The organism is Mitsuaria sp. BK041 (genome assembly GCF_014193085.1).
GTDB lineage: Bacteria > Pseudomonadota > Gammaproteobacteria > Burkholderiales > Burkholderiaceae_C > Roseateles.
Genome location: NZ_JACHYT010000001.1, coordinates 1507191 through 1532077, shown reverse-complemented (window position 1 = coordinate 1532077; position 24887 = coordinate 1507191). Strand labels below are relative to the sequence as shown.

Annotated in this window: 20 protein-coding genes; 5 read left to right on the top strand and 15 right to left on the bottom strand. The window is 68.7% G+C overall.

The annotated features are described in order from the left end of the window. Window position 1 precedes the first annotated feature (1 nt). The 3 genes from FHT38_RS06745 to FHT38_RS06735 all read right to left on the bottom strand — a co-directional run bounded on the left by FHT38_RS06745 (window position 2) and on the right by FHT38_RS06735 (window position 4429). A complete protein-coding gene (locus tag FHT38_RS06745; protein ID WP_183490823.1) occupies window positions 2–802 on the bottom strand; it encodes a hypothetical protein in 801 nt (266 codons plus the stop codon). A 98-nt stretch (window positions 803–900) separates the two neighbouring features. After that, window positions 901–2247 (bottom strand): HlyD family type I secretion periplasmic adaptor subunit, encoded by a 1347-nt coding sequence (locus FHT38_RS06740; protein WP_255488751.1) that lies wholly within the window; start codon window positions 2245–2247, stop codon window positions 901–903. 31 nt (window positions 2248–2278) lie between these two features. Then, window positions 2279–4429: a peptidase domain-containing ABC transporter gene (locus tag FHT38_RS06735; protein ID WP_183490819.1), complete on the bottom strand. Its 2151-nt coding sequence runs from the start codon at window positions 4427–4429 to the stop codon at window positions 2279–2281. Window positions 4430–4688: 259 nt separating this feature from the next. Between FHT38_RS06735 and FHT38_RS06730 the strand changes: the two genes are divergently transcribed. Next, the gene (locus tag FHT38_RS06730) at window positions 4689–8066 is read left to right on the top strand and encodes an amidohydrolase family protein (protein WP_183490817.1); all 3378 of its coding nucleotides are present in this window, start codon (window positions 4689–4691) and stop codon (window positions 8064–8066) included. 140 nt (window positions 8067–8206) lie between these two features. On the opposite strand, the gene dut is transcribed toward FHT38_RS06730, so the two are convergent. The 11 genes from dut to FHT38_RS06675 all read right to left on the bottom strand — a co-directional run bounded on the left by dut (window position 8207) and on the right by FHT38_RS06675 (window position 19417). Then, the gene (gene dut / locus FHT38_RS06725; protein WP_183490815.1) at window positions 8207–8656 is read right to left on the bottom strand and encodes a dUTP diphosphatase; all 450 of its coding nucleotides are present in this window, start codon (window positions 8654–8656) and stop codon (window positions 8207–8209) included. 128 nt (window positions 8657–8784) lie between these two features. Then, entirely contained in the window at window positions 8785–10014 is a 1230-nt protein-coding gene (gene coaBC, locus FHT38_RS06720) for a bifunctional phosphopantothenoylcysteine decarboxylase/phosphopantothenate--cysteine ligase CoaBC (protein ID WP_183490813.1), read from the bottom strand. A gap of 125 nt (window positions 10015–10139) precedes the next feature. Continuing rightward, the gene (trmB, locus tag FHT38_RS06715) at window positions 10140–10901 is read right to left on the bottom strand and encodes a tRNA (guanosine(46)-N7)-methyltransferase TrmB (RefSeq protein ID WP_183490811.1); all 762 of its coding nucleotides are present in this window, start codon (window positions 10899–10901) and stop codon (window positions 10140–10142) included. 54 nt (window positions 10902–10955) lie between these two features. Next, window positions 10956–12275, bottom strand: a complete 1320-nt coding sequence (gene deoA, locus FHT38_RS06710) for a thymidine phosphorylase (RefSeq protein ID WP_183492408.1) — start codon at window positions 12273–12275, stop codon at window positions 10956–10958. 166 nt (window positions 12276–12441) lie between these two features. Beyond that, complete coding sequence (gene deoC, locus FHT38_RS06705; protein WP_091723764.1) at window positions 12442–13206, bottom strand: deoxyribose-phosphate aldolase; 765 nt, start codon at window positions 13204–13206, stop codon at window positions 12442–12444. Window positions 13207–13361: 155 nt separating this feature from the next. Next, complete coding sequence (locus tag FHT38_RS06700) at window positions 13362–14219, bottom strand: purine-nucleoside phosphorylase (RefSeq protein WP_255488619.1); 858 nt, start codon at window positions 14217–14219, stop codon at window positions 13362–13364. Between the two features lie 38 nt (window positions 14220–14257). Next, entirely contained in the window at window positions 14258–14701 is a 444-nt protein-coding gene (locus FHT38_RS06695) for a cytidine deaminase (RefSeq protein ID WP_183490809.1), read from the bottom strand. Between the two features lie 2 nt (window positions 14702–14703). Continuing rightward, the gene (locus FHT38_RS06690; protein ID WP_183490807.1) at window positions 14704–15669 is read right to left on the bottom strand and encodes an ABC transporter permease; all 966 of its coding nucleotides are present in this window, start codon (window positions 15667–15669) and stop codon (window positions 14704–14706) included. Next, the gene (locus FHT38_RS06685) at window positions 15662–16795 is read right to left on the bottom strand and encodes an ABC transporter permease (protein WP_183478729.1); all 1134 of its coding nucleotides are present in this window, start codon (window positions 16793–16795) and stop codon (window positions 15662–15664) included. Before FHT38_RS06685 ends, FHT38_RS06690 begins: the two co-directional genes overlap by 8 nt. After that, a complete protein-coding gene (locus tag FHT38_RS06680; protein WP_147242224.1) occupies window positions 16792–18387 on the bottom strand; it encodes an ABC transporter ATP-binding protein in 1596 nt (531 codons plus the stop codon). Before FHT38_RS06680 ends, FHT38_RS06685 begins: the two co-directional genes overlap by 4 nt. Before the next feature lie 25 nt (window positions 18388–18412). Further along, window positions 18413–19417 (bottom strand): BMP family protein, encoded by a 1005-nt coding sequence (locus FHT38_RS06675; protein ID WP_255488618.1) that lies wholly within the window; start codon window positions 19415–19417, stop codon window positions 18413–18415. Between the two features lie 310 nt (window positions 19418–19727). Here FHT38_RS06675 and FHT38_RS06670 point away from each other — a divergent pair, with 310 nt between their 5' ends. From FHT38_RS06670 to FHT38_RS06655, 4 genes are read left to right on the top strand one after another with little or no spacing between them, the layout of a single operon-like run. Beyond that, window positions 19728–20060, top strand: a complete 333-nt coding sequence (locus FHT38_RS06670; RefSeq protein WP_183490805.1) for a FeoA family protein — start codon at window positions 19728–19730, stop codon at window positions 20058–20060. Continuing rightward, window positions 20053–21918, top strand: a complete 1866-nt coding sequence (locus FHT38_RS06665; RefSeq protein ID WP_183490803.1) for a ferrous iron transporter B — start codon at window positions 20053–20055, stop codon at window positions 21916–21918. Before FHT38_RS06670 ends, FHT38_RS06665 begins: the two co-directional genes overlap by 8 nt. 50 nt (window positions 21919–21968) lie before the next feature. Further along, the gene (locus tag FHT38_RS06660; protein ID WP_183490802.1) at window positions 21969–23822 is read left to right on the top strand and encodes a DUF885 domain-containing protein; all 1854 of its coding nucleotides are present in this window, start codon (window positions 21969–21971) and stop codon (window positions 23820–23822) included. Then, window positions 23819–24061, top strand: a complete 243-nt coding sequence (locus FHT38_RS06655; RefSeq protein ID WP_091723743.1) for a SlyX family protein — start codon at window positions 23819–23821, stop codon at window positions 24059–24061. The genes FHT38_RS06660 and FHT38_RS06655 overlap by 4 nt, the downstream gene beginning before the upstream one ends. Window positions 24062–24132: 71 nt before the next feature. On the opposite strand, the gene FHT38_RS06650 is transcribed toward FHT38_RS06655, so the two are convergent. Then, a complete protein-coding gene (locus FHT38_RS06650; protein ID WP_183490800.1) occupies window positions 24133–24843 on the bottom strand; it encodes a glutathione S-transferase N-terminal domain-containing protein in 711 nt (236 codons plus the stop codon). Between the last annotated feature and the right edge of the window lie 44 nt (window positions 24844–24887).

The following is a 24887-nucleotide window of genomic DNA, read 5'->3' as shown; positions in this document are numbered from 1 at the left end:
CTCAGCAGCGCGTCAAGTCGAAGGCCGGGTAGCCGACCACTGGCAGCTTTGCGACCCAGTGGCGGATGGCACTGTCAAAGGCGTTCGTGTTCCCTTTCGCTTCCAATTGATCCCTCCTCCACTGCTGCACTTCCTGGCAAATTAGCTCCGGGTCTTGCGTTGCGATCAAAGCGGCCAACAAGACTGGAAGGAACTGCGACAAGTCCTGACTTGCCCTGATTCCGGAGTAGTAGTCCAGGTATTGCTGCTTCACGCCGAGGCCAAAGGTCGGGACGAATCCAAAGGTGCTGTCGTCAGCACGCAGTGCATACACGTAGGGGAAGTACAGCGGACCGACGAGCTCGCCCGGGAACTGGTCCCGGCGGGCTACCAGCGCGGTGAGGACACCTCGCGCATCTGCCTTCATCGGCGCCGGGTCGTCAAAGGCGTCGAGCGTGGCGCTTTCCGGCCCGGCGCTCCCGATGCGGAAGACGCGGTGGGTGTAATGGCGGCCGCCCAGGTGCCCGCATAAAGCCACATATTGATCCGTGACCAAGGCAGCGGCTGGCACTTTCCCGCAGCCGGGCTCCAATAGCGACTGCTCCTTGTATATCGGCGCTCCGCTACCTGCTCGCGTAATCTCGATCACCGACTGGGGCATGAGATCCGCGGCCTTGGTGCTGCGCTCCTGAGATTGCGTTTTGAACTGAATCCGGTAGCCGCCAAGTTGAGCGCTTGTGCCGGCAGTCCCCGACAAGGGGGCGCCCGCGGCAAGCGCTATCAGCGCGGCAATTCGCCGCTTTCCGTTCTTTGGACTGGACATCTCGTCATCTCCTGCATGGTGAGGCTCTGCTTGCAGAGCGAGGTTTGAGAAATGGCTGCTTCAAATGGCTCCGATGGGCCTCGAGCCATCGCCCTGTTTCAGCGCATGGTCAGCGTGTCTTCCCAATGGCGGACCAGCGGCTGAATGAAGAACTGGATCAATCGACGGCGTCCCGTCGTGATGTCGGCCTGTACCGTCATGCCTGGCTTGACACGAATCCGCGGATCGATCCCGCCCTGTTGAAGCTCCGTCGTGATGCGTACTCGGTAATAGGCCGACGGGGTGGCGCCGCTGCCCATGACGCTCCCCACGGCGTTCTCGGAGTCCGGACTAATCTGATCCACGACGCCCGACAGCGCGCCGTATTGCATGAACGGATAAGCGTCCAACTTGATCTTCACCACCTGGCCCGCCTGCACGAAACCCACGTCGGCGCTGGACAGGTTCGCATCGATCACGAGCGGCATGCCTTCCGGGACAATGGTGGCGAGCGTCTGCGCGGCAGTCACCACACCGCCTGCGGTGGTGACACCCACCGACTGGATCTGCCCATCAATCGGTGATCGCAGTTCCTTCAATCCCTGAATGCGTTCGATCTTCCTGGCCTCGGCCCGCAGCAGCGTCAACTCATTGCGCTTGCCATTGAGCTCTTCGACCAACAGACTCTGGTGCTCGTCCTTGACGAGCCGCAGCCGCTTCTGCGCCACCTGCAGTTCGCCCTCAGCGGCTGCGGCCTTGCTTCGCTGCATCGCAAGGTCGTTCTCCTTGTCGAGCAGCGATTGCCGCGTCGATTCGTAGTTGAATCGGGAGACGACCTTGCCCACATGCGGCCTGAGCATCTGTTCCTGCTCGCGGGTATAGGCCGCGATCTCCTCGAGATTGCCGACCATCGCCCGGGCCGAAGCCAAGCTGTTGCGAGCGCTGTCAACGTTGACCTCAGCCTGGGCGATCCGGCTCCCAAAGCTCGACACGCGGGCCATGCGCAGTTGCTCCTGCAGGGCAACCGCCTCAGGATGCTGGTCACCTTCCGGATAGACGGGATCGCGGCCAGCGATCTCCGCCTCGATACGGGCGAATTCGAGCGTCGCGAGGGCGAGCCGGGCACCGACGGAGCGCTGTTCCGACTCGCTGATCGTCGGGTCGAACTCAAACAGCAGGTCCCCCTTCCGCACCGACTGGCCTTCCGTGCCATGGATGCCAACGATGACGCCCGCCTCCGCCGCCTGAACGACCTTCAATCGGCCTTCTGGCATGACCTTGCCGGATGCTGTCGACACGATGTCGACTTCGCTCAGCCACAGCCAGACCAACAGCATCAGCGACACGACCAGGATGCTCGTGAGTAGCACCCTGTGCGATTGCGGCAACTGCAGGCCTTCGACTTGCTCTACATCCACTCCATCGACGTCCGCGGGTGCGACGGCCCAATCGCCCTTGGCTTGCATCAGATCCACGCCAGCTTAAGTTTCACGGTGCTCAGGCGACGGCGGCGAGCACGGTCTCTTCTACTTGACCGTAGAGCGCGCGATAGGAGCCCCCACGCTCCATCAGTTCCGCATGCGTGCCGCTCTCCGAAAGATGTCCCCCTGCCAGGACATGAACCATGTCGACGTGTCGTATCGACCGCAGACGGTGGGTGATATGGATCAGGGTTCGCCCCTTCAACAGGCGTGAGAGGTTGTCGTGGATCTGGAGTTCCGTGGCGTAGTCAATGGCGCTTGTGGCCTCGTCGAGGATCAGGACGTCCGGCTCGTGCAGAAGCGCCCTGGCCAGGGCGATGCGCTGGCGCTGCCCTCCGGACAGCTGAACACCAGCACTGCCGACAAGCGTTTGATAGCCCTCTTTCAGTTCAGCGATGAACACGTCGGCCACCGCGGCGCGTGCGACCTCGGCGATGCGCTCAAGACTCGCCCAAGGGGAATGAATCGCAATGTTCTGGGCGATCGTTCCATTGAAGAGCTCAGTGTCCTGAGGCACCAGCGCCACGCGACGTCGCAACGCGGACAAATCGATGTTGCGAATGTCGACGTCGCCGTAACGGATCCGGCCCTGCTCCGCGATGTGCAACCGCAGGAGCAGCTTGACGAGGGTGCTCTTGCCGGAGCCGCTCCGGCCCACCAACGCCACGGTCTGGCCGAACGGAATGTGCACCGACAGGTTCCGAAGTACCGGCGTTTGGCTGCCGGGGTAAGCGAAACGGAGGTCGGCAATCTCGATGCTGCCCGGCCGAGGCGCAAGGATCAACGCGCGATCACCCGACGTCTCCTCGCCGGGAGCGTTCATGATGTCCCCCAGGCGCGACATCGAGTGCTGGACCTGGCACAGGTCCTGCCATAGCTGCGACATCCGCATCATCGGATGCAGGACACGAGCGGATAGCATCTGGAAGGCAATCATCTGCCCGACGCTGATCCGGTTCTGCAGTGCCAGATCGGCCCCGACCCAGAGGATGCCCAGCGTCGACGCACGTTGAATGAATGTGCTGGCCGCGGCGGATGCGCCTTGCGCGTTCGCCGAGCGCAAGGTCGCCAGTACGTTGAGGGCGAATGCCGATTCCCAACGCCGCTGCATGACGGGCTCAGCCGCCAGGGCCTTGATGGTGCCGATCCCAGCAAGGTTCTCGACCAAGGCACTCTGGCACTCGGTGGCCGCCCTGGAATGCTCTGACATGCGGCGGGTAAGTCCAGGCTTCGTCAGGAAGGACACCGCCATCATTGCCAACGCGGTGACGACCGTGATGCCGGTGAGGGTCGGGCTGTAGCAAAGCATCAGCGGCAGGAATACCACCAGAAATGTGACATCCACGAGGCTGGTCGCCGACGGGCCAGTGATGAACTGGCGAACGGTGTCGAGTTCCTTGAACAGCCCGAGCACGTGCCCGCTGCTGCGGCTCTGGAAATAGTGCATGGGCAAACGCAGCAGCTTCTGCTTGATGCGAACGCCCAGCTCCAGATCCACCTTGCTCGCGACGTGGGCCTGGAGCTGGGTTCGCAGCAGCATGAGCACGAATTCGAAGACCGTGAGGATGCCCATGCCCACTCCCAGCACGTACAAGGCGGAGATGTTGTGGTGGACCAGAACCTTGTCGATGACGACCTGGCTGAACAACGGCATCGCCGTCGCGAATATCTGCATGACGAGCGAGGCGACGAGTATCTGAACCAGCAACCCTCGCATCTGGTTCGCCCGACGGGTCAACCACGACAATCCAAAAACCCGATGGATTTCGGGCATGTCGCGCCGCTCCTTCAGCGCCAAGACGCGCCCAGTAAAAGCGTCGGAAAAACCATCAATCTGAAAGCGATGGACGCCTCCTGACACGCTATCAACGGCGATGAACTCAAACTCATTGCGCGCGACCAGTGCCGTCCAAGTGCCTCCGAGACGCTCTGCCATCACCGGGAGGTGCAGTTTCTTCCACTCAACTCCCGTCAGTTTGAATGACTGGATTTTCAGATGATGATCGGGCGCGAGGACACGCACCATTTCAGAAGGCGCAAGGCTCGTATCAAAGCTCTTCGCTTGAGCGAGATCTGAAACCGCAACCCGCATGCGGTATTTTTGAGCGAGGTAACAGAAGCAGGAGAGCGCTGAATATTGCGCGTCCGTGAGAGCCAGTTTCGTCATGCCCTGAATTTGAATTCCGAGTCGGACGAAATCTACGCAATGACATTAGAAATTTCTCTTCGGACTGATACTTAGCTTACTCAAGTCAGTCAAACGCCAAAAATGGGTGGCAACACCCCCTTCAGGAACTGGGGGGCACCTGACGTGTCCATGTTTTTTCCGCCCCTCGCACGTCCATTCGTCATGCCCTCGCAAACCCTCCCGGGTTTGCCAGGGGTCGACGAATATGCTCCCGGCACTCTCATCCCAGGGTGCCCCAATGCCGACCAAGACGCTCACGAAGCCGACCTCGCTCACCAGCCTCTTCCCCGTCACGCCCGCCCGCGCGGGCGTGATTGCTTTCGGGCTCGCGCTGCAGGCCGCGGCGTTCGCCGCCGATGCCCCCGCCGCAGCGCCAGCGCCCGCCGCCGCGGCCTCCGCCCCCAAGTGGAACGTCAACCAGCCCCGCGGCGAGCAGCGCATCGCCAAACTCGACGTCCGCTCCGGCACCTGGATGTCCGTCGACGTCAGCCCCGATGGCAAGCGCATCGTCTTCGATCTGCTCGGCGACCTGTACGTGATGCCGATCGACGGCGGCGAGGCCACCGCCCTCACCCACTCGGTCGCCTGGGAGATGCAACCCCGCTTCTCCCCCGACGGCCAGCAGATCGCCTTCGTCTCCGACGCCGGCGGCGGCGACAACATCTGGGTCATGAACGCCGACGGCAGCAACGCCCGCGCGATCTCCACCGAAGACTTCCGCCTGCTCAACAACCCCGTCTGGCACCCCAGCGGCAAATACATCGCCGCCCGCAAGCACTTCACCGGCACCCGCTCGCTGGGCAGCGGCGAGATCTGGCTCTATCACGTCGACGGCGGCAAGGGCCAGCAGCTCAACGAGAAGCCGAACTGGCAGAAGGACCTCGGCGAGCCCGCGCTCTCGCCCGACGGCAAGTTCCTCTATTACTCGCAGGACAGCACGCCCGGCCGCCAGTTCGAATACAACAAGGACAGCACCGGCGAGATCTTCCGGATCTACCGCCAGGACCTGACCGACGGCACCAGCGAGCCTTTCGTCACCGGCCCCGGCGGCGCGATCCGCCCCACGCCCTCTCCCGACGGCAAGTACCTCGCCTTCATCCGCCGCCTGCGCGACGCCTCGGGCAGCCGCACCACGCTGTTCCTCAAGGACCTGAAGACCGGCCGCGAGTTCCCCGCCTGGACCGGCATGGAGCGCGACCTGCAGGAGTCCTGGTCCGTGCACGGCGTCTACCCCGGCATCGCCTGGACACCCGATGCCCGCCAGCTCGTCGCCTGGGCGCAGGGCAAGCTCTGGCGCATCGATCCGTTCAAGGGCTCGGCCGCCGAGATCCCCTTCCATGTGAAGGACGAACGCCAGTTCACGCCCGCGGTCCGCTTCTCGCATGAGGTCGCGCCGGCCAGCTTCGAATCGAAGATGCTGCGCTGGGTGAAGGTCTCTCCCGACGGCAGGCGGGTGGTGTTCTCGTCCGCGGGCTACCTCTACACGAGCGAGCTGCGCGACGGCCAGCCGGTCGGCGAAGCCAAGCGCCTGACCTCGCAGACCGAGCGCTTCGAATACTTCCCGGCCTTCTCGCGCGACGGCCGCCAGCTGGTCTACCTCGGCTGGAGCGACGCCGACCAGGGCCGCGTGCGCGTGCTCGACCTGGCCAGCGGCCGCGACACCGTCGTCACGCCGGAGCCCGGCAAGTACCTGGCGCCGGCCTTCTCGCCCGACGGCCGCACCATCGCGTACCAGAAGGCCAAGGGCGGCTACCTGACCTCGCCCTGGAACAGCCTGGAGCCCGGCATCTACGTCGCACCGGCCGATGGCAAGGGCCAGGCGCGCCGCGTCACCAAGGACGGCGAGGCGCCGCAGTTCGGCGCCGACAACGACACGCTCTACGTCACCCGCAAGCAGACCACCGGCGAGGTCGATGCCAATCGCCAGCTGATCCGCCTGAACCTCGTCGAACGCAGCGAGATCGCGGTCGCCAAGAGCGAATTCGCGACGCGCTTCACCGTGTCGCCGGACGGCCAGTGGCTGGGCTTCACCGAACGCTTCCACACCTACGTGACGCCGCTCGCGCCGGCCGGCAAGCTGCAGACCGTCGGCCCCAAGGCCGAGGCGATGCCGGTCAGCAAGCTCGACGTCAATGCCGGCGACGACCTGCAGTGGTCCGGCGACGGCAAGTCGCGGCCCTATGCGCTGCATTACGCGCTCGGCAACGAGCTGTTCACCGTGCCGCTGGCGCAGGCGCTGCAGCCGGGCTTCAAGCCGGCCGAGCGCGGTGCGACTATCCAGCTGACGCTGAGCGCCGACAAGCCCAAGGGCCGCATCGCCATCGTCGGCGCGCGCGTCGTCACGATGAACGCGGCCAGGCCCGATGAAGTCATCGAGGACGGCGTCATCCTGGTCGACGGCGACCGCATCGCGGCGATCGGGCCGCGCGCTTCGGTGACGATCCCGGCGGGGACGGAGACGATCCAGGCCGCCGGCAAGACGGTGATCCCCGGCCTGATCGACGCCCACTGGCACGGCACGATGGCCGAGAGCGAAATCATCCCGCAGCAGAGCTGGATCAACTACGCGTCGCTGGCCTTCGGCCTGACCACGCTGCACGACCCGTCCAACCGCACCAGCGACATCTATACCCAGTCCGAGATGCAGCGCACCGGCCGCGTGGTGGGGCCGCGGATCTTCTCGACCGGCACGGTGCTGTACGGCGCGAAAGGCGACTTCTCCGCCGTGATCAACAGCCTGGACGACGCCCTCACCCATCTGAAGCGGCTCAAGTCCGCCGGCGCGATCAGCGTCAAGAGCTACAACCAGCCGCGCCGCGACCAGCGCCAGCAGGTGCTCGAGGCCGCGCGCGAGACGCAGATGATGGTCGTGCCGGAAGGCGGCTCGCTGTTCCAGATGAACATGAACATGGTCATCGACGGCCACACCGGCATCGAGCATGCGCTGCCGGTGGCCAAGGTCTACGACGACGTGAAGCAGCTGTGGCCGCAGACGCAGGTCGGCTACACGCCGACGCTCAACGTCGCCTACGGCGGCCTGGACGGCGAGCACTACTGGTACGCGCGCACCGACGTGTGGCGCCATCCGCTGCTGAGCAGGTTCGTGCCCAAGGCCGTGCTCGAGCCGCGCAGCGTGCGCCGCGAGACGGCGCCGGAGGAGGACTTCAACGTCATCCAGGTCGCGAAGACCGCGACCGAGCTGCAGCGCGCCGGCGTGCCGGTGAACATCGGCGCGCACGGCCAGCGCGAAGGCCTGGGCGCGCACTGGGAGATGTGGATGATGGGCCTGGGCGGCATGTCCTCGCTCGAGGCGATCCGCACCGCGACGCTCAATCCGGCGCGCTACCTCGGGCTGGACAAGGACATCGGCTCACTCGAGCCGGGCAAGCTCGCGGACCTGGTGATCCTCGACGGGGATGTGCTCAAGGACATCCGGCAGAGCGACCGGATCTCGCAGGTCATGCAAGGCGGCAAGGTCTTCGACATCCCGTCGATGAACGAGGTCTGGCCCGCGAAGAAGGCGCGCAAGCCGTTCTTCTTCGATGGCGCCAATGCGAGCGTGCCCGTCGACGCCGAGGCGGCGGGCGTGGAGCACGGGCACGGTCACGAGGATTGACCTCGGACGGCCAGGCGCGGGCTCTCCACGGGGCATGGGGCCTCCCGTCCGGGAACCCCAAGCCCCATTCCGGCCCCACACACGCTCGCTGACTCCGGCCTGCGATTCGCAGCGTGGGCTGCGCGGGGTGGTGGCGCGGGTCAGGCCTTGCCGGTCGAGCCGAAACCGCCCTCGCCGCGCGAGGAGGCATCGAAGTCATCGACCACGCGGAAGGTCGGCTGCACCACCGGCACGATCACCATCTGCGCGATGCGCTCCATCGGCTGGATGGTGAAGCTGTCCTTGCCACGGTTCCACACGCTGACCATCAGCTGCCCCTGGTAGTCGGAGTCGATCAGGCCCACCAGGTTGCCCAGCACCACGCCATGCTTGTGGCCCAGCCCCGAGCGCGGCAGGATCATCGCCGCCAGGCCGGCGTCGCCGATGTGGATCGCCAGGCCCGTCGGCACCAGCACCGTGTCGCCCGGCGCGAGCGTGATCGGCTCGTCCAGACAGGCGCGCAGGTCCAGGCCGGCGCTGCCGGTCGTCGCGTAGGCGGGAAGCTGCTCGGCCATGCGGCGGTCGAGCACCTTGAGATCGATGGTGGTCATGGGGTCAACGGGGAAGAGAGTCGGATGCCGCCACGGCCCATCGCGGCCCTCGCCCCCGGAAGGGCCGGGGCAGCGTGAGCGCTTCGGGCGACGCGCGCGTCGGACGGCGCACCGCGCGCGGCGGAAAGTCAGGCAGTGTAGGTGGTGAGCCGCTGCGCGATCTCGCGCACCAGCTCGCGGGCCAGCGTCAGCTTGTCGGCGCGGGAGAGCTCGCGCTCGCCGCGCGCGTCGACCAGCGTCAGCGCGTTGTCGTCCTGGCCGAAGGTCGCGGGCCCGACGTTGGCCACGATCAGCGGCACGTTCTTGCGCTGGCGCTTCTCGCGCGCGTGCTTGATCAGGTCCTGGCTCTCCGCCGCGAAACCGACGCACAGCGGCGGCTGCGGCAGCGCGGCCACCGTGGCCAGGATGTCGGGGTTCTCGGCCAGCGCCAGCGCGGGCGCGACCGCCTCGCCGGCCTTGGCGTTCTTCTTGATCTTGTGCTCGGCCGCCTGCGCCGGCCGCCAGTCCGCCACCGCCGCCGTGGCGACGAAGACCTGGTGCGTCGCCGCGCGCGGCAGCACCGCGTCCAGCATCTCGCGCGCGCTCTGCACGTCGATGCGGCTCACGCCCAGCGGCGTGGGCAGGTGCACCGGACCGGCCACCAGCGTCACCTCGGCACCGGCCTCCGCCGCCGCGCGCGCGATGGCGAATCCCATCTTGCCGCTGGACCGGTTGGTGATGCCGCGCACCGGATCGATCGCCTCGTAGGTCGGGCCCGCGGTGATCAGCAGCTTGCGGCCGGCCAGCACCTTGGGCTGGAAGTGCGAGACGACGTGCTCGAGCAACTGCTGCGGCTCCAGCATCCGGCCATCGCCGACCTCGCCGCAGGCCTGGTCGCCGCTGCCGACGCCCAGCACCTGCGCGCCGTCCGCCCGGACCTGCGCCAGGTTGCGCTGCGTGGCGGGATGGGCCCACATCTCGCGGTTCATCGCCGGCGCCAGCAGCAGCGCGCAGCGCTGGGCCGGGCGCGCCAGCGCGGTCAGCGACAGCAGTTCGTCGGCGCGGCCCTGGGCCAGCTTGGCGATCATGTCCGCGCTGGCCGGCGCGATCAGCATCACATCGGCCTCGCGGGTGAGGTTGATGTGCGCCATGTTGTTCTCGGGCCGCGCATCCCATTGGCTGGTGAAGACCGGCCGGTTCGACAGCGCCTGCATCGTCACCGGCGTGATGAAGGCCTCGGCGGCCTGGGTCATCACGACCTGCACCGTGGCGCCGGCCTTGACCAGCAGCCGGGTGAGCTCGGCGATCTTGTAGCAGGCGATGCCGCCGGACAGGCCCAGCAGGATGTGCCGACCGGCGAGGGAGTTGGATTCGGACATGGGGCGGAACTCTACCAGCGCGCCCCTTTTGACGGCCTTGAATGGCCTTGCGGGCCGGTCCACGCCTGACCTTGGTCACGCAGCGATGCACCGCGGCCGCGCGGTCGCGGGGCCAGCGGCGCGATTCAGCCCTTGCGCTTGAAGACCAGGTCCCAGACGCCGTGACCCAGCTTCAGGCCGCGGTGCTCGAACTTGGTGAGCGGGCGGTAGTCCGGCTTGTCGGCGTAGCCGTCGGCGCGGGACGAGGCATTCACCAGGTCCGGATCGGCGCTCAGCACTTCCAGCATCTGTTGGGCGTAGGGCTCCCAGTCGGTGGCCAGGTGCAGGTAGCCGCCCGGCGCGAGGTGCTTCACCAGCTTGGCGACGAACGGCGGCTGCACCAGGCGGCGCTTGTTGTGCCGCTTCTTGTGCCAGGGATCGGGGAAGTAGATGTGCACGCCGGCCAGCGAGCCCGGGGGGATCATCTGGTCCAGCACCTCGACGGCGTCGTGCTGGAAGATGCGGATGTTGGGGATGTCCTGCTCGCCGATCAGCTTCAGCAAGGCGCCGACGCCGGGCTCGTGGACCTCGCAGCCGATGAAGTCGACATCGGGCAGCGTGCGGGCGATCTGCGCGGTCGGGCCGCCCATGCCGAAGCCGATCTCGAAGACCACAGGCGCCTTGCGGCCGAAGGTGGCTTCGTAGTCGAGCGCTTCGGGCTTGAACGGCAGCACGAACTTGGGGCCGAGTTCCGCGAGCGCCTTGATCTGCCCGGTGCCCATGCGGCCCGCGCGCACGACGAAGCTGCGGATGCGGGCGCGCGGGTGGTTGGCGCCCTCGCCCGCCGGCGATTCGCTGGCGTCGTCGCTGTCGATGGGATCGTCGATGGGGTCGATGGAATCGGGCATGGCGGGAATCAGGGAACGAGGGGCGGGATTCTACCGATCGGCATCGCCCCGCAGTCAGCCCAACTCAGCCATGACGAGCGGTGCCGGCGTCCAGTGCGGCGCGTCCTCGATGGTGACTGCCGCCAGCACCTGCGCGATCCCGCGTTCAGCGGAGGCCTCGTCCGCCGCGTGGACGAAGGCGATCGGATCGCCCGCCGACACCAGGTCGCCCGATTGCGCGAAGCGATCCAGCCCGGCCCGCATGTCGAGCGCGTCGCCCGGCAGGCGCCGGCCGCCGCCCAGCTCCACGATCACCAGCCCGATGTCCCGCGTCTTCATCCCGACGACCCGCCCCGCGCGCGGCGCAGGCACCGCGCGCACGACCGGCGCGGCCGCGAGATACGCATCCGGCCTCTCCATCAGGTCCGCCGGCCCGCCCAGCGCCGCGACCATCTTCGCGAAGCGCTCCGCCGCCGCGCCGCTGTCCAGCGCCGCCTGCAGCTTCAGGCGCGCGGCCGCCGTGTCAGGCGCCAGCCCACCCAGCACCAGCATCTCGGCGCACAGCGCGAGCGTCAGTTCATGGGTGCGGGCCTCGCGCGGCCCGTCGCCCTTCAGATAGTCGATGGCCCCGCGCACCTCCAGCGCGTTGCCCACTTCCCGGCCCAGCACCTGGTTCATGTCGGTGATCAGCGCCCGCGTGCGCAGGCCTGCGCCACCAGCCACCTCGACGATGCTGCGCGCCAGCTCCTGGCCGAACTCGGGGGTCGCCGCGAAGGCGCCGTTGCCGCACTTGATGTCCATCGCCAGGCCCTGCAGGCCGGCCGCCAGCTTCTTCGACAGGATGCTCGCGGTGATCAGCGGCACGCTCTCGACGGTGGCGGTGATGTCGCGCACCGCGTAGAAGCGCTTGTCGGCGGGCGCCAGGTCGCTGGTCTGGCCGATGATGGCGCAGCCCAGCGTGCGGACGATGCGGTCGAAATCCGCCGGCGCCGGCGTGGTCGTGTACCCGGGGATGGCCTCGAGCTTGTCGACGGTGCCGCCGGTGTGCCCCAGGCCGCGGCCCGCGATCATCGGCACGTAGCCGCCGCAGGCCGCCACCATCGGCGCGATCATCAGGCTCAGCTTGTCGCCCACGCCGCCGCTCGAATGCTTGTCCAGCACCGGCCCCGGCATGTCGGGCCAGCGCATCACGCGGCCGCTGTCCATCATCGCGCGCGTCAGCGCGACCGCCTCGTCCCGTCCCATGCCGCGCAGGAACACCGCCATGCCGAGCGCGGCCACCTGGCCCTCGCTCCAGCTGCCGTCCACCAGCCCGCGCACGAAGTGCCGGATCTGGGCCTCGTCCAGCGCGCGCCCCTCGCGCTTGGCCCGAATGATTTCCTGCGCCAGCATGATCGCCGCGTCCCTTCGATGTGTGGTCGTTGTCTCAGCGCCCCTTGTCGGCCGGGGCGTCGCTTCGTGATGGCCATCGCGGCAAGGTCGCGGCTTCGTCGCGATGCGCCGCTCGCCGAGCCGCTTCTTTGTCGCGTCTTTGCCGCTTCTGCGCCCGTGCGTCGCCGCGTCAGTAGGCCGCGCTGACGGCCGCGCTGTCCTGCCCGGCCAGCACCGCCTCGATGTCGCCCAGCAGCCCGCTGGCGCCGAAGCGCATGCGCTGGGCCGTCAGCGCGCTCACGCCCAGCGCATCGGCGGCAAGCTGCAGGTAGCCGCGCGCATCCGCCACCGAGCGGATCCCGCCCGAGGCCTTGAAGCCCGCGTTGCCCAGCCCGCTCGCCGCGATCTCGCGCAGCATCGTCGCGGCCGCCTCCGGCGTGGCCGATACGGGGCTCTTGCCGGTGCTGGTCTTGACGAAGTCGGCCCCGGCCATCAGCGCCTGGCGCGTGGCCTCGGCGATGCGCGCCGGCGAGCCCAGCTCGCCCGATTCGATGATCACCTTCAAGGTCAGCGGGCGCGTCGCGTGACGGACCTCCGCGAGGAACTCCGCCACCTCGGTCGATTGCCCCGCCATCAGCGCCTTGTACGGCAGCACCACGTCGACCTCCTGCGCGCCGGCCTGCGCGATCGCGTCGACCTCGGCCAGCACGCGCGGCAGGTCGAGGCTGCCGTCGGGGAAATTGGCGACCGCCGCGACCCGGATGTCCGCGGGCAAGGCGGCACGCGCCTGCGCGACGAAGCGGGGCCAGACGCAGACCGCGGCGACGTGGCCGCGCTCCGGCGCGCCGATGGCGCGGGCGCACAGCGCGTCGATGTCGGCCGCGGTGTCGCCATCGTTCAGGCTGGTCAGGTCCAGGCATTGCAGCGCCAGTCGCGCCGCTTGTTCAAGACTCATCTCGGTCTTCATCTACTGCTCCCAGGGCTGCGTCACGCAGCGCGCGGCGTTGGCTGACCGGCGCACGGCGCCGCGCGCCCCGTGCTCCGGACGGAGGGGCGATCACGGCCTCGCGAGGCCGGACCGCCGGCCCGATCTTGCGCCTTCCGGGCGGATCAGCCCTTGAGCGATGCCAGCGTCGCCAACGAGGCCAAGTACTGGCCCAGGAAGGCCGCCGCGCGCTCGCCCGAGGCCTTGGCCTGCTGCAGCGTCAGCGCGTGCGTCAGCGCCTCGTCCGACATGCCCGCGGCCATGTTGGTGATCAGCGCCAGACCTGCGACGCGCAGCCCGGCATGACGCGCCAGGATGGTCTCCGGCACGGTGCTCATGCCCACCGCGTCGGCGCCCCAGGCGGCGAACATGCGGATCTCGGCCGGCGTCTCGAAGTGCGGACCGACGGCCCACACGTACACGCCCTCGGTCAGCACCATGTTGACGTCGCGCGCGACCTTGAAGCCCTGCTGGCGCAGCTCGGCGTCGTAGGCGACGCTCATGTCGCAGAAGCGGTCGCTGCCCGGCAGGCCGGTCAGCGGCGAGCGCTGCGGCGCATTGATGTGGTCCGAGATCAGCATCAGGCTGCCCGGCGGCTGGTGCGAGCGCAGGCTGCCCGACGCATTCGTCAGCACCAGCACCTTCACGCCCCAGGCCTTCAGGCTGCGGATCGCGCCGGCCATGCCGGTGCAGTCGCCGCTCTCGTAGGTGTGCGCGCGACCGCGCAGCATCGCCACGCGCTGCTGGCCGACACGGCCGACGGCGATCTCGGCCACGTGGCCCTCGACCTTGGGCTGGGGGAAGGCCGGCAGCTGCGCATACGGCAGGTGCTTCGCGTCCTGCAGCTGGTCGACGGCGCCGGCCCAGCCGGAGCCCAGCACCACGGCCACTTCGGGGCCTTGCTCGCCGAAGGTGGCCTTCAGCGTGGCGATGGACGTGGTGATGGCGGCGTCGAGCTCGGCGCCTTGCAGGGGCATGGACATGGTTCTCTCCTGTCGCGGCCGGCATGGCCGCGTCGATGTCAGTTCTTCAGATGGTCGGGACCGAAGCTCGCCGGCAGCAGCTGCTCCAGGGTCCAGTGCGCGCGCACGCCCGAGGCGTCGCCCGCGATGACGATCAGCTCCTCAGGCCGCGCGAACTCGCGCAGCTTCTGGCGGCAGCCGCCGCAGGGCGTGATGATTTCCGAGCCGGCGCCGGTCACCATCACCGCGCGGGCGATGCGCCCGCCGCCCATGATCATGTGGCCCAGCGCATTGGTCTCCGCGCACCAGCCTTGCGGATAAGCGGCGTTCTCGATGTTGCAGCCGGCATGGATGCGGCCGTGCTCGTCCAGCACCGCGGCGCCGACGAAGTACTTCGAGTACGGCGCATGCGCATGCTGGCGCGCGTCGAGCGCGGCCTTCAGCAGGCGCTCGATGACGTCGGCGGGCAGCGGGATCGAGGCGATGAGGTTCTGCGCGCTCATGTTCAGCGCTCCTTCACGTAGGGCTTGCTCAGCGCCTTGGGCGCGATCGCCTGGCCGATGAAGCCGGCCAGCAGCACCACCGTCAGGAGGTAGGGCAGCGCCTGGATCAGCTGCACCGGCACCTCGCCGATGCCCGGCAGCGACACGCCCTGCAGGCGGATGGCGACGGCGTCGAGGAAGCCGAACAGCAGGCAGGCGCACAGCGTCGGCACCGGCTTCCACTTGCCGAAGATCATCGCGGCCAGCGCGATGAAGCCACGGCCCGCGGTCATGTTGGGCGAGAACGAGGCGTTCTGCGCCAGCGTCAGGTAGGCGCCGCCCAGGCCGCACAGGATGCCGTTGAGCGCCAGCGCGGTGTAGCGCAGCCGCGGCACGGACACGCCGGCGGCGTCGACCATCGCCGGGTTCTCGCCGGCCGCGCGCAGGCGCAGCCCCGGGCGGGTGCGCTCCAGGAAGAACCACACCACGACGACCAGCGCGAAGGCCAGGTAGACCAGCGCGTTGTGGCTCAGCAGGCCGTGGCCGATGACCGATGCGGCCCAGCTCCCCGGGGTGGGCTCGGCCCACTGCGGCAGCAGGCCGGTGATGCGCTGCTCGGCGGCGATCGGCGGCGTCTGGCCGCCCTGCGCGAACCAGGCGATGCCCAGCACCACCGTCAGGCCGGCGGCCACCATGTTCAGCGCGACGCCGGAGACGACCTGGTCGCCCCGATGCGTCACCGTGGCGAAGCCGTGGACCATCGACATCGCGATCGCCACGCCGATCGCGGCCAGCAGGCCCAGCGTCGTCGAGTGCGACACGCTGGCCACCGCGGCCGCGGCGAAGGCGGCCGAGAGCATCTTGCCTTCCAGGCCGATGTCGACCACGCCGGAGCGCTCCGACAGCAGGCCCGCGAGCGCGGCGAACAGCAGCGGCGTGGTGACGCGCAGCGTCGACGCCAGCACCGAGCCGATCAGCACCTCATCCATGGGACTTCCCCTCCGCCGCGCGCTGCTTGCGCGCGAACGCCGCGTAGAGCTTCGCGAACATCGGCGCGCTCACCATCGCCATCGCGCCGGCGAACAGCACGATCAGGCCCTGCACCGTCACCACCATCTCGCGGCTGAAGCCGGGCACCTCGAAGGAGACCTCGACGCCGCCCTGGTACAGCGTGCCGAACAGCAGCGACGCCAGCACGATGCCCACCGGGTGGTTGCGGCCCATCAGCGCCACGGCGATGCCGGTGAAGCCGGCGCCGGCGACGAAGTCCAGCGTCAGCTTGCCCTGCACGCCGGCGATCTCATTGACGCCGACCAGACCGGCCAGCGCGCCCGACAGACCCATCGCCGCCAGCACCTGCCAGCGCGGCCGGATGCCGGCGTAATGCGCGGCGCTCGGGTTGGAGCCAACCGCGCGCAGCACGTAGCCGGCGCGGCTCTTCCACAGGAACCACCAGACGAAGACGCTGGCGGCCAGCGCCAGCAGGATGGACAGGTTCAGCGGCGAGGACGGCCACTCGATGCCCAGCTTCGCGAGCAGCTCATGGACCGCCGGCATGCGCGCCGAGTCGGCGAAGGCATCGCTCTCCACCGACATCGAACCCGCCGGACGCAGCCAGTTCACCAGCAGGTAGCCGTTCAGGCCGGCGGCGAGGAAGTTGAACATGATGGTCGTGATGACCACATGGCTGCCGCGCCAGGCCTGCAGGTAGCCGGGCACCGCGGCCCAGACCATGCCGAACAGCGCCGCCGCGAGAATCGCCAGCGGGATCATCACGAAGCCCGGCAGCTTGGGCGCCAGCCACAGCGACAGCAGCGCCACGCCGATGCCGCCCAGCGTCGCCTGCCCTTCCCCGCCGATGTTGAACAGCCCGCCGTGGAAGGCGACCGCCACGGCCAGGCCGGTGAAGACGAAGGTGGTCGTGTAGTAGAGCGTGTAGCCCAGGCCGCGCGCGCTGCCCAGCGCGCCCTCGAGCAGCACCGACAGCGCCTGCACCGGGCTGGCGCCGATCAGCAGCACCACGCCGCCGGCCACCGCCAGCGCGATCAGCAGGTTCCACAGCGGCAGCAGGACCAGGTCCATCCAGCGCGGCATCTGCAAGGCTTGGGCGCTCATGCGGCGGTCGCCGCGGCCGCGGCGTTCTCGTGGGAGGGGGAAGCGGACATCAGCAGGCCCAGGTTCTTCTCGGTGCAGGCATCGATCGCGAGCTCGCCGGTGATGCGGCCGGCGTTCATGACGATGACGCGGTCGGCCAGCGCCAGGATCTCGTCGAGCTCGCTGGACACCACCAGGATCGCGCAGCCCGCGTCGCGCAGGCGGCGCAGCTGGTTGTGGATGAATTCGATCGCGCCGATGTCCACGCCGCGCGTGGGCTGGCCCACCAGCAGCACCGCCGGCTGCTGGCCGATCTCGCGCGCCAGGATCAGCTTCTGCTGGTTGCCGCCGGAGAACTTGGACGAGCCCAGTTCCGGATTGCGCGGCCGCACGTCGAAGCGTTCCATCATCTCGGCCGTCTGCGCGCGCAGGTGGCGCTGGTCCATGCCCAGGCCCAGCGGGCCGGCGCAGTACTGGTCCTGCTCGTGGTAACCGAGCGCGGCCGTCTCCCAGGCCGGGAAGCTCAGCACCATGCCGAGCGCGTGGCGGTCCTCGGGAACGTGCGCCAGCTTGAGCTCGCGCGCGGTGCGCGGGTCCATCCACGCGGCCGCCTGGAAATCGCGCCCCGCGACATGCAGCGCGCCGGCGTCGGGCGCGCGCATGCCGGCCAGCACCTCGAGCAGCTCGCTCTGGCCGTTGCCCGACACGCCGGCCACGCCGACGATCTCGCCCGGGCGCAGCGCCAGCGTGGCGTTGCTCAGCAGATGCACGCCGGAGCCGGTGTCGCTCGCCACGGTCAGGCCCTCGGCCTTGAGCACCGGCTGCTCCGACTGCGGCTTGGCCGCGCCGCCGTCACGGCCCAGGTTGACCTTGCGGCCGACCATGCTCTCGGCCAGGTCCTCGGGACTCGTGTCGCCGATCGCGGTGGTCTTGACCACGGTGCCGGCGCGCATCACGGTCACCGCGTCGCACAGCGCCATCACCTCGCGCAGCTTGTGCGTGATCAGCAGGATGGTCGTGCCGCGCTCGCGCAGGCGGCGCAGCACCTCGAAGAGCTGGTCCGTCTCCTGGGGCGTCAGCACCGCCGTCGGTTCGTCCAGGATCAGGATCCGGGCGCCGCGGTACAGCGCCTTGAGGATCTCCAGCCGCTGCATCTCGCCCACCGGCAGGTCGGCCACGGTGGCGTCCAGGCGCACCGTCAGGCCGGTGTCGCGCATCAGCGTTTCGAGCTCGCGGCGCACCTGCCGCTTGGCGCGCGACAGGAAGAAGGCCGGCTCGGCGCCCAGCATGACGTTGTCCAGCGCGGACAGCGTGTCCACCAGCATGAAGTGCTGGTGCACCATGCCGATGCCCAGCGCGATGGCCTGATGCGAATTGGCGATCGAGACGCGCTGGCCGTCGACCTCGATGTGGCCCTCGTCGGCGTGGTAGTAGCCGTAGAGGATCGCCATCAGCGTGCTCTTGCCGGCGCCGTTCTCGCCGACCAGGCCATGCACCGTGCCGCGCTCGACGGCCAGGCTCACCGCCCGGTTGGCCTGCACCGCGCCGAAGCGCTTGGAGATCTCGCACAGACGGACCGCGGGCGCGGCGGCGCCGCGTGGGGACTGTGTCATGTCAGGGACGCTCGCTCGCGAGGGGTCAGTTCTTGCAGGCGTTGTCGGCCATGTAGTCGGCGACCTTGATCTTGCCGGCGATGATGTCGGCCTTGTAGCCGTCGAGCTTGGCCTTGACCGCGGGCGCGATCAGCTTGGCGTTGTTGGCGTCGACGGCGTACTCCACGCCGCCTTCCTTCAGGCCCAGCACGCTGATGCCGGGCTTCCATTCCTTGAGCACGTTGTAGACGGCCACGTCCACGCGCTTGACCATGGAGCTCAGCATGGTGCCGGGCTGCAGGTGGTTCTGGTTGCTGTCCACGCCGATGGCGAACTTGCCGGCGTCCTTGGCGGCCTGATAGACACCGACACCGGTGCCGCCGGCCGCGGCGAAGACCACGTCCACGCCCTTGGCGAACTGCGCCTTGGCCAACTCGCCGCCGCGGGTCGGATCATTCCAGGCCGAGGCGGTCGTGCCGGTCATGTTCTTGAAGACCTCGACCTTGCCGTTGGCGGCCTTGGCGCCCTGCTCGTAACCGCACTCGAACTTGCGGATCAGCGGGATGTCCATGCCGCCGACGAAGCCGACCTTGCCGGTCTTGCTGGTCAGCGCGGCCAGCGCGCCGACGAGGAAGCTGCCTTCCTGCTCCTTGAACAGCACCGACTGCACGTTGGGCTGGTTGACCTTCTCGTCGATGATGACGAACTTGGTCTTGGGGAAGTCCTTGGCCACCTGGTTCAGCGCCGAGGCCTGGGCGAAGCCCACCGAGATGATGGGGCTCGCACCGCGCTCGGCCATGCGGCGGATCGCCTGCACGCGCTGGGTCTCGTTGCTGATCTCGAACTCGAGGTACTTGCCGCCGGTGTCCTTCTTCCACTGTTCGACGCCGCGGTAGGCGGCCTCGTTGAACGACTTGTCGAACTTGCCGCCCATGTCGAAGATCACCGCCGGGGTGGTCTGCGCGGCCGCGGCGCCGGTCGCCAGGGCCAGCACCAGGCCGGCGGCGATCGAGGTGACGGTCGGGGCGAACGACAGGAAGGACTTCATCATTGCGATCTCGATGCGAAGGGGTGAGGAGCAGCCGGGCATTCTAAGAAGGCGCGAGTGTAAGCCACGTCAAGGAAAACGCTAAACGTTTGCGGGCTCATCAAATCAGGGGCCGCCTCACTAAGTCAGGCCATTGCGTCCAGCTGAAACGCGGGCTAGTGGCTAGCAGTTCCCGTGCCGGCTCGCGCGGATCGCCAAACGCCCTCGGATTGACCGAAACATCACCCCGGCTCGGTCGAGCAAGTTGAGAATTACTATCATTTAGAATGTTTCGCTTCGCAAGCCCGCAGGCTCCTCCCGAGATCCCCACGACATGAGCGCTGTCCTTCCCGTCCCCACCCTCGCGCAGGCCGTCCTCGGCCAGGCGCACCGCGTCAAGTCGCTGCAGGCGCCGGCCCATGCGCCGGAATGGAAGCAGATGCTGGAGGAGCTCGGCTTCGTCGCCGGCGAGCACGTCGCCGTGCTGGCCCACGCGATGCCCGGCGCCGACCCGCTGGTGGTGCGCATCGGCCAGTCGACCTTCGCGCTGCGCCGGGCGGAGGCGGACTGCGTGCTGCTCGAGGGCGGCACGAGCGGCGGGCTCACCGCGCCCATCGACGCAGCGACCGATGCCGCGACCGGCCAGGCGGGGGCCGCCCATGCGTGAGGCCGTCGTCCACATTCATCCGGCCGGGCCGCTGCTGGCGCTGGTGGGCAATCCGAACTGCGGCAAGACCGCCCTCTTCAACCGCCTGACGGGCAGCCGCCAGAAGGTCGCCAACTACGCCGGCGTGACGGTCGAGCGCAAGGAAGGCCGGCTCAAGACGGCCGCCGGCAAGCTGCTGCGGGTGCTGGACCTGCCAGGCACCTACTCGCTGTACCCGCGCTCGCCGGACGAGCGCGTCACCGTCGACGTCCTCGCCGGCCGCGCGCAGGGCGAGAAGCGGCCCGACCTGATCGTCTGCGTGCTGGACGCGACCAACCTGCGCCGCAACCTGCGCCTGTTCCTGTCGGTGCAGCGCCAGGGCCTGCCCTGCGTGGTCGCGCTGAACATGGCCGACCTGGCCCAGCGCCGCGGCATCGAGATCGACACGGCCAGGCTGTCCGCGCTGCTGGGCGTGCCGGTGATCCGCACGGTCGCCACCGACGGCCACGGCCTGGACGACCTGCGCGCGGTGCTGGACCAGCCCGAGCTGTGGAAGACCGCCAGCCCCGTGCCCGAGGGCGAGGACAACGCCCGCATCGGCCACATCCTCAAGGAACTCGGCCTGGACACGCTGCAGGGCGAGCTGCCCAGCGACAAGGTCGACCGCGTCGTGCTGCATCCGGTCTTCGGGCCGATCCTGCTGGCGGTGCTGCTGTTCTTCCTGTTCCAGGCCGTGTTCGCGTGGGCGGAAGCGCCGATGGGCTGGATCGAGGCCGCCACCGGCTGGCTCGGCGGGCAGGCCGGCGCGCTGCTGCCCGAAGGCCACCTGCGCAGCCTGGTCGTCGACGGCCTGATCGCGGGCGTCGGCGGCGTGCTGGTGTTCCTGCCGCAGATCCTGATCCTGTTCTTCTTCATCCTCATCCTGGAGGAGTCCGGCTACCTGCCGCGCGCCGCGTTCCTGCTGGACCGGCTGATGGGCTCGGTGGGGTTGTCGGGCCGCAGCTTCATCCCGCTGCTGTCGAGCTTCGCCTGCGCGATCCCCGGGATCATGGCCACCCGCTCGATCGCCAATCCGCGCGACCGGCTGGTGACCATCCTGATCGCGCCGCTGATGACCTGCTCGGCGCGGCTGCCGGTGTATGCGCTGCTGATCGGCGCCTTCATCCCGCAGCGCGAGCTGTGGGGCGGCATCGAGCTGCAGGGGCTGGTGCTGTTCGTCCTGTACTTCGCCGGCATCCTCGCGGCGATGGCGGTGGCCTGGGTGCTCAAGCGCTTCACCGACGCGGGCCGCCAAGTGCGTCCGCTGATGATGGAACTGCCCAGCTACCACTGGCCGCATGCGCGCAACGTCGCCATCGGGCTGTGGCAGCGCGCGGAGATCTTCATCAAGCGCGTGGGCGGCATCATCCTGGCGCTGACGCTGCTGCTGTGGGTGCTGTCGACCTTCCCCGGCGCGCCCGAGGGCGCCACCGGCCCGGCGATCGAGTACAGCTTCGCCGGCTACCTGGGCCGCGGCCTGGCGACGATCTTCGAGCCGATCGGCTTCAACTGGCAGATCAGCCTGGCGCTGGTGCCGGGCATGGCGGCGCGCGAGATCGCGGTCAGCGCGCTGGGCACGGTGTACGCGCTGTCGGCCACCGGCGACGACGCCACCGCGCAGGCGCTGACGCCGCTGATCTCGTCGACCTGGGGCCTGCCGACCGCGTTCTCGCTGCTGGCCTGGTTCATCTTCGCGCCGCAGTGCATCTCGACGCTGGCCGCGGTCAAGCGCGAGACCGGCGGCTACAAGATCCCGGCCGTCATGCTGGCCTACCTGTTCGGCCTGGCCTACCTGGCGTCCTGGCTGACCTTCCACATCAGCCGCTGGCTGCTGGCCTGAGGGCGGCCGGCGCGCGCCCTGCGGGCCCGGGCGGGCTATGCTCGCGCCCCATGACGCACCGCCCCACCCTTCGCGCGCTGGCCGTGGCCGCGCTGACCACCGTTGGCGCCTGGAACGCCCTGCCCGCGCTCGCGGCCGATCCCGCCGCCCAGCCGACCCGCAACGTCCTGCGCCCCGAACCCGACGCGTCGGCTACCGCCGACGCGCGCTTCCAGCGCCTGGCCAACGACTACATCGAGGCGCTGTGGCGCCTGGATCCGGACGCCGCCATCGCCGCGGGCCGTTATGAATACGCCGACCGCCTGCCCGCGCCAGACAGCGCGATGCGCGCGCGCACGCTGGCCTTCGCGTCGGACTGGCTCCGGCGCTTCGAGGCCGTCGACGCGGCGACGCTGAGCGCGGCCTCGCGCACCGACCTGGGCCAGTTGCTCAACAAGCTGCGCAGCGACCGCTTTCAGCTGACCGAGCTGCGCGAGTACGAGTGGAACCCGTCCTTCCTCAACATCGCCGGGCCGATCGACTACATCCTCGCCACCGACTACGCGCCGCTGCCGGCGCGCCTGAAGACGATCTCGGCGCGACTGACGCAGGTGCCGGCCTATTACCGGGCCGGCGCGGCGCTGCTGAAGCAACCGACGCTGGAGCACACGCAGCTGGCGATCGACCAGGCGCCGGGCGTGCTGAGCGTGCTGGACGAAGTGGCCAAGGCCGCGCAAGGCCCGGACGCCGCGTCGCTGACCGCGGCCGAGCGCCAGCAACTCACCGTCCGCATCGCCGCGGCGAAGGCGGCCGTCAACGGCTATACCGCGCGGCTGAAGCAATGGCTGGCCGAGGGCAAGGCCAGCGGCAAGGCGCGCAGCTTCCGGCTCGGCCAGGCGCTGTACGAGAAGAAGTTCGGCTACGACATCCAGTCCACGCATTCGGCCGAGCAGATGTACCAGCGGGCGCTGCAGGCGCGCGAGGCGCTGCTGACGCAGATGGCGCAGCTGTCGGACCAGCTCTGGACGCAGACGATGGGCGACGCGCCCAAGCCCGAGGACCGCTTCGCGCGCATCGGCGCGGTGATCGGCAAGCTCAGCGAGCGGCACGTCAAGCGCGAGGACTTCGTCAAGGAGATCCGCGCGCAGATCCCGCAGCTGGAGCGCTGGATCAACGACCACGACCTGTTGACGCAGGACGCGAGCAAGCCGCTGATCGTGCGCGAGACGCCGGTGTATCAGCGCGGTGTCGCCGGCGCCGGCATCGAGGCGCCCGGGCCCTATCGCCCGCAGGACCGCACCTACTACAACGTCACGCCGCTGGACGACCTCACGCCCGAGCAGGCCGAGAGCTCGCTGCGGGAATACAACCACTGGATCCTGCAGATCCTCAACATCCACGAGGCCGTGCCCGGCCATTACACGCAGCTGGTCTACGCCAACAAGTCGCCGTCGCTGGTCAAGACCCTGTTCGGCAACGGCGCGATGGTCGAGGGCTGGGCCGTCTTCGGCGAGCGGATGATGCTGGAGTCCGGCTACGGCGGGAACGCGCCGGAGATGTGGCTGATGTGGGGCAAGTGGAACCTGCGCAGCGTCACCAACACGATCCTGGACTACAGCGTGCACGTGCTGGGCATGACCGAGGCGCAGGCGCTGGACCTGCTGCAGCGCCAGGCCTTCCAGACCGAGCGCGAGGCGCGCGAGAAGTGGCGCCGCGTGCAGCTGAGCTCGGTGCAGCTGACGAGCTACTTCAGCGGCTACAGCGACATCATGGAATTGCGCGAGCGGCGCCGGCAGGCGCTGGGCAAGGACTTCAGCGTCAAGGCCTTCAACGAGCAGTTCCTGAGCTACGGCAGCGCGCCGGTGTCGGTGATCGCGGAACTGATGTCGCAGCCGGACGCCGCGGCGCCCAAGGCACAGCCATGAGCGCGAGCGGAGCGGATGCGGCCGCGGAGGTCCGGGTCCTGGAGGCCCGGGTCACCGAGCTCGAGATCAAGGCCAGCTTCGCCGAGGACCTGGTCGATCACCTCAACGCGCAGGTCGCGCGGCAGCAGGAGCAGATCGACGCGCTGGTGCGCGAGATCGCGCAGCTGCGCAAGCAGGTGCCCGAGGGACGAGGCGATGGCGCGGGCTCGCTGCGCGATGAGCTGCCGCCGCACTACTGAGGTCCTTCGACGGCCGCTGACCCTCACCCCTGCCCTCTCCCGCAAGCGGGAGAGGGAGTCAAAAAGCGTGCTCAGGCGGTCGGGCGCGCGGGAATGTTGAGGCCGCGCTTGACCGCGTCGCGGGCCAGGAAGGCCGCGAGCACGCGCTGGACTTCCTTGAACTCGCTGAAGCCCACCAGCTCGCCGGCGCCGTAGAAGCCGACCAGGTTGTTGACCCAGGGCCAGATCGCGATGTCGGCGATCGTGTACTCGTCGCCCATGATCCAGCCGCGGCCGGTCACGCGCTGCTCGAGCACGCCCAGCAGGCGCTTCGATTCGTTGAGGTAGCGATCGCGCGGGCGCTTGTCCTCGTAGTCCTTGCCGGCGAATTTATGGAAGAAGCCGACCTGGCCGAACATCGGCCCGATCCCGCCCATCTGGAACATCACCCACTGCAGCGTCTCGTAGCGGCGTGCCGGGTCCTGCGGGATCAGCCGGCTGGTCTTCTCGGCCAGGTAGACCAGGATCGCGCCCGACTCGAATAGCGGCAGCGGCGCGCCGCCGGGGCCGTCCGGATCGATGATCGCGGGGATCTTGTTGTTCGGGTTCAGCGACAGGAACTCGGGCGAGAGCTGGTCGTCGGTCTGGAAGCTGACCAGGTGCGGCTCGTACGGCAGGCCCAGTTCCTCGAGCGCGATCGAGACCTTCACGCCATTGGGCGTGGGCAGCGAGTAGAGCTGCAGCCGCTCGGGATGCTGCGCGGGCCACTTCTTCGTGATGGGAAAGCGGGAGAGGTCCGTCATGAGGGTTCCGTCGATCGTTGGATGAAGGGGACGGGCGATTCTCG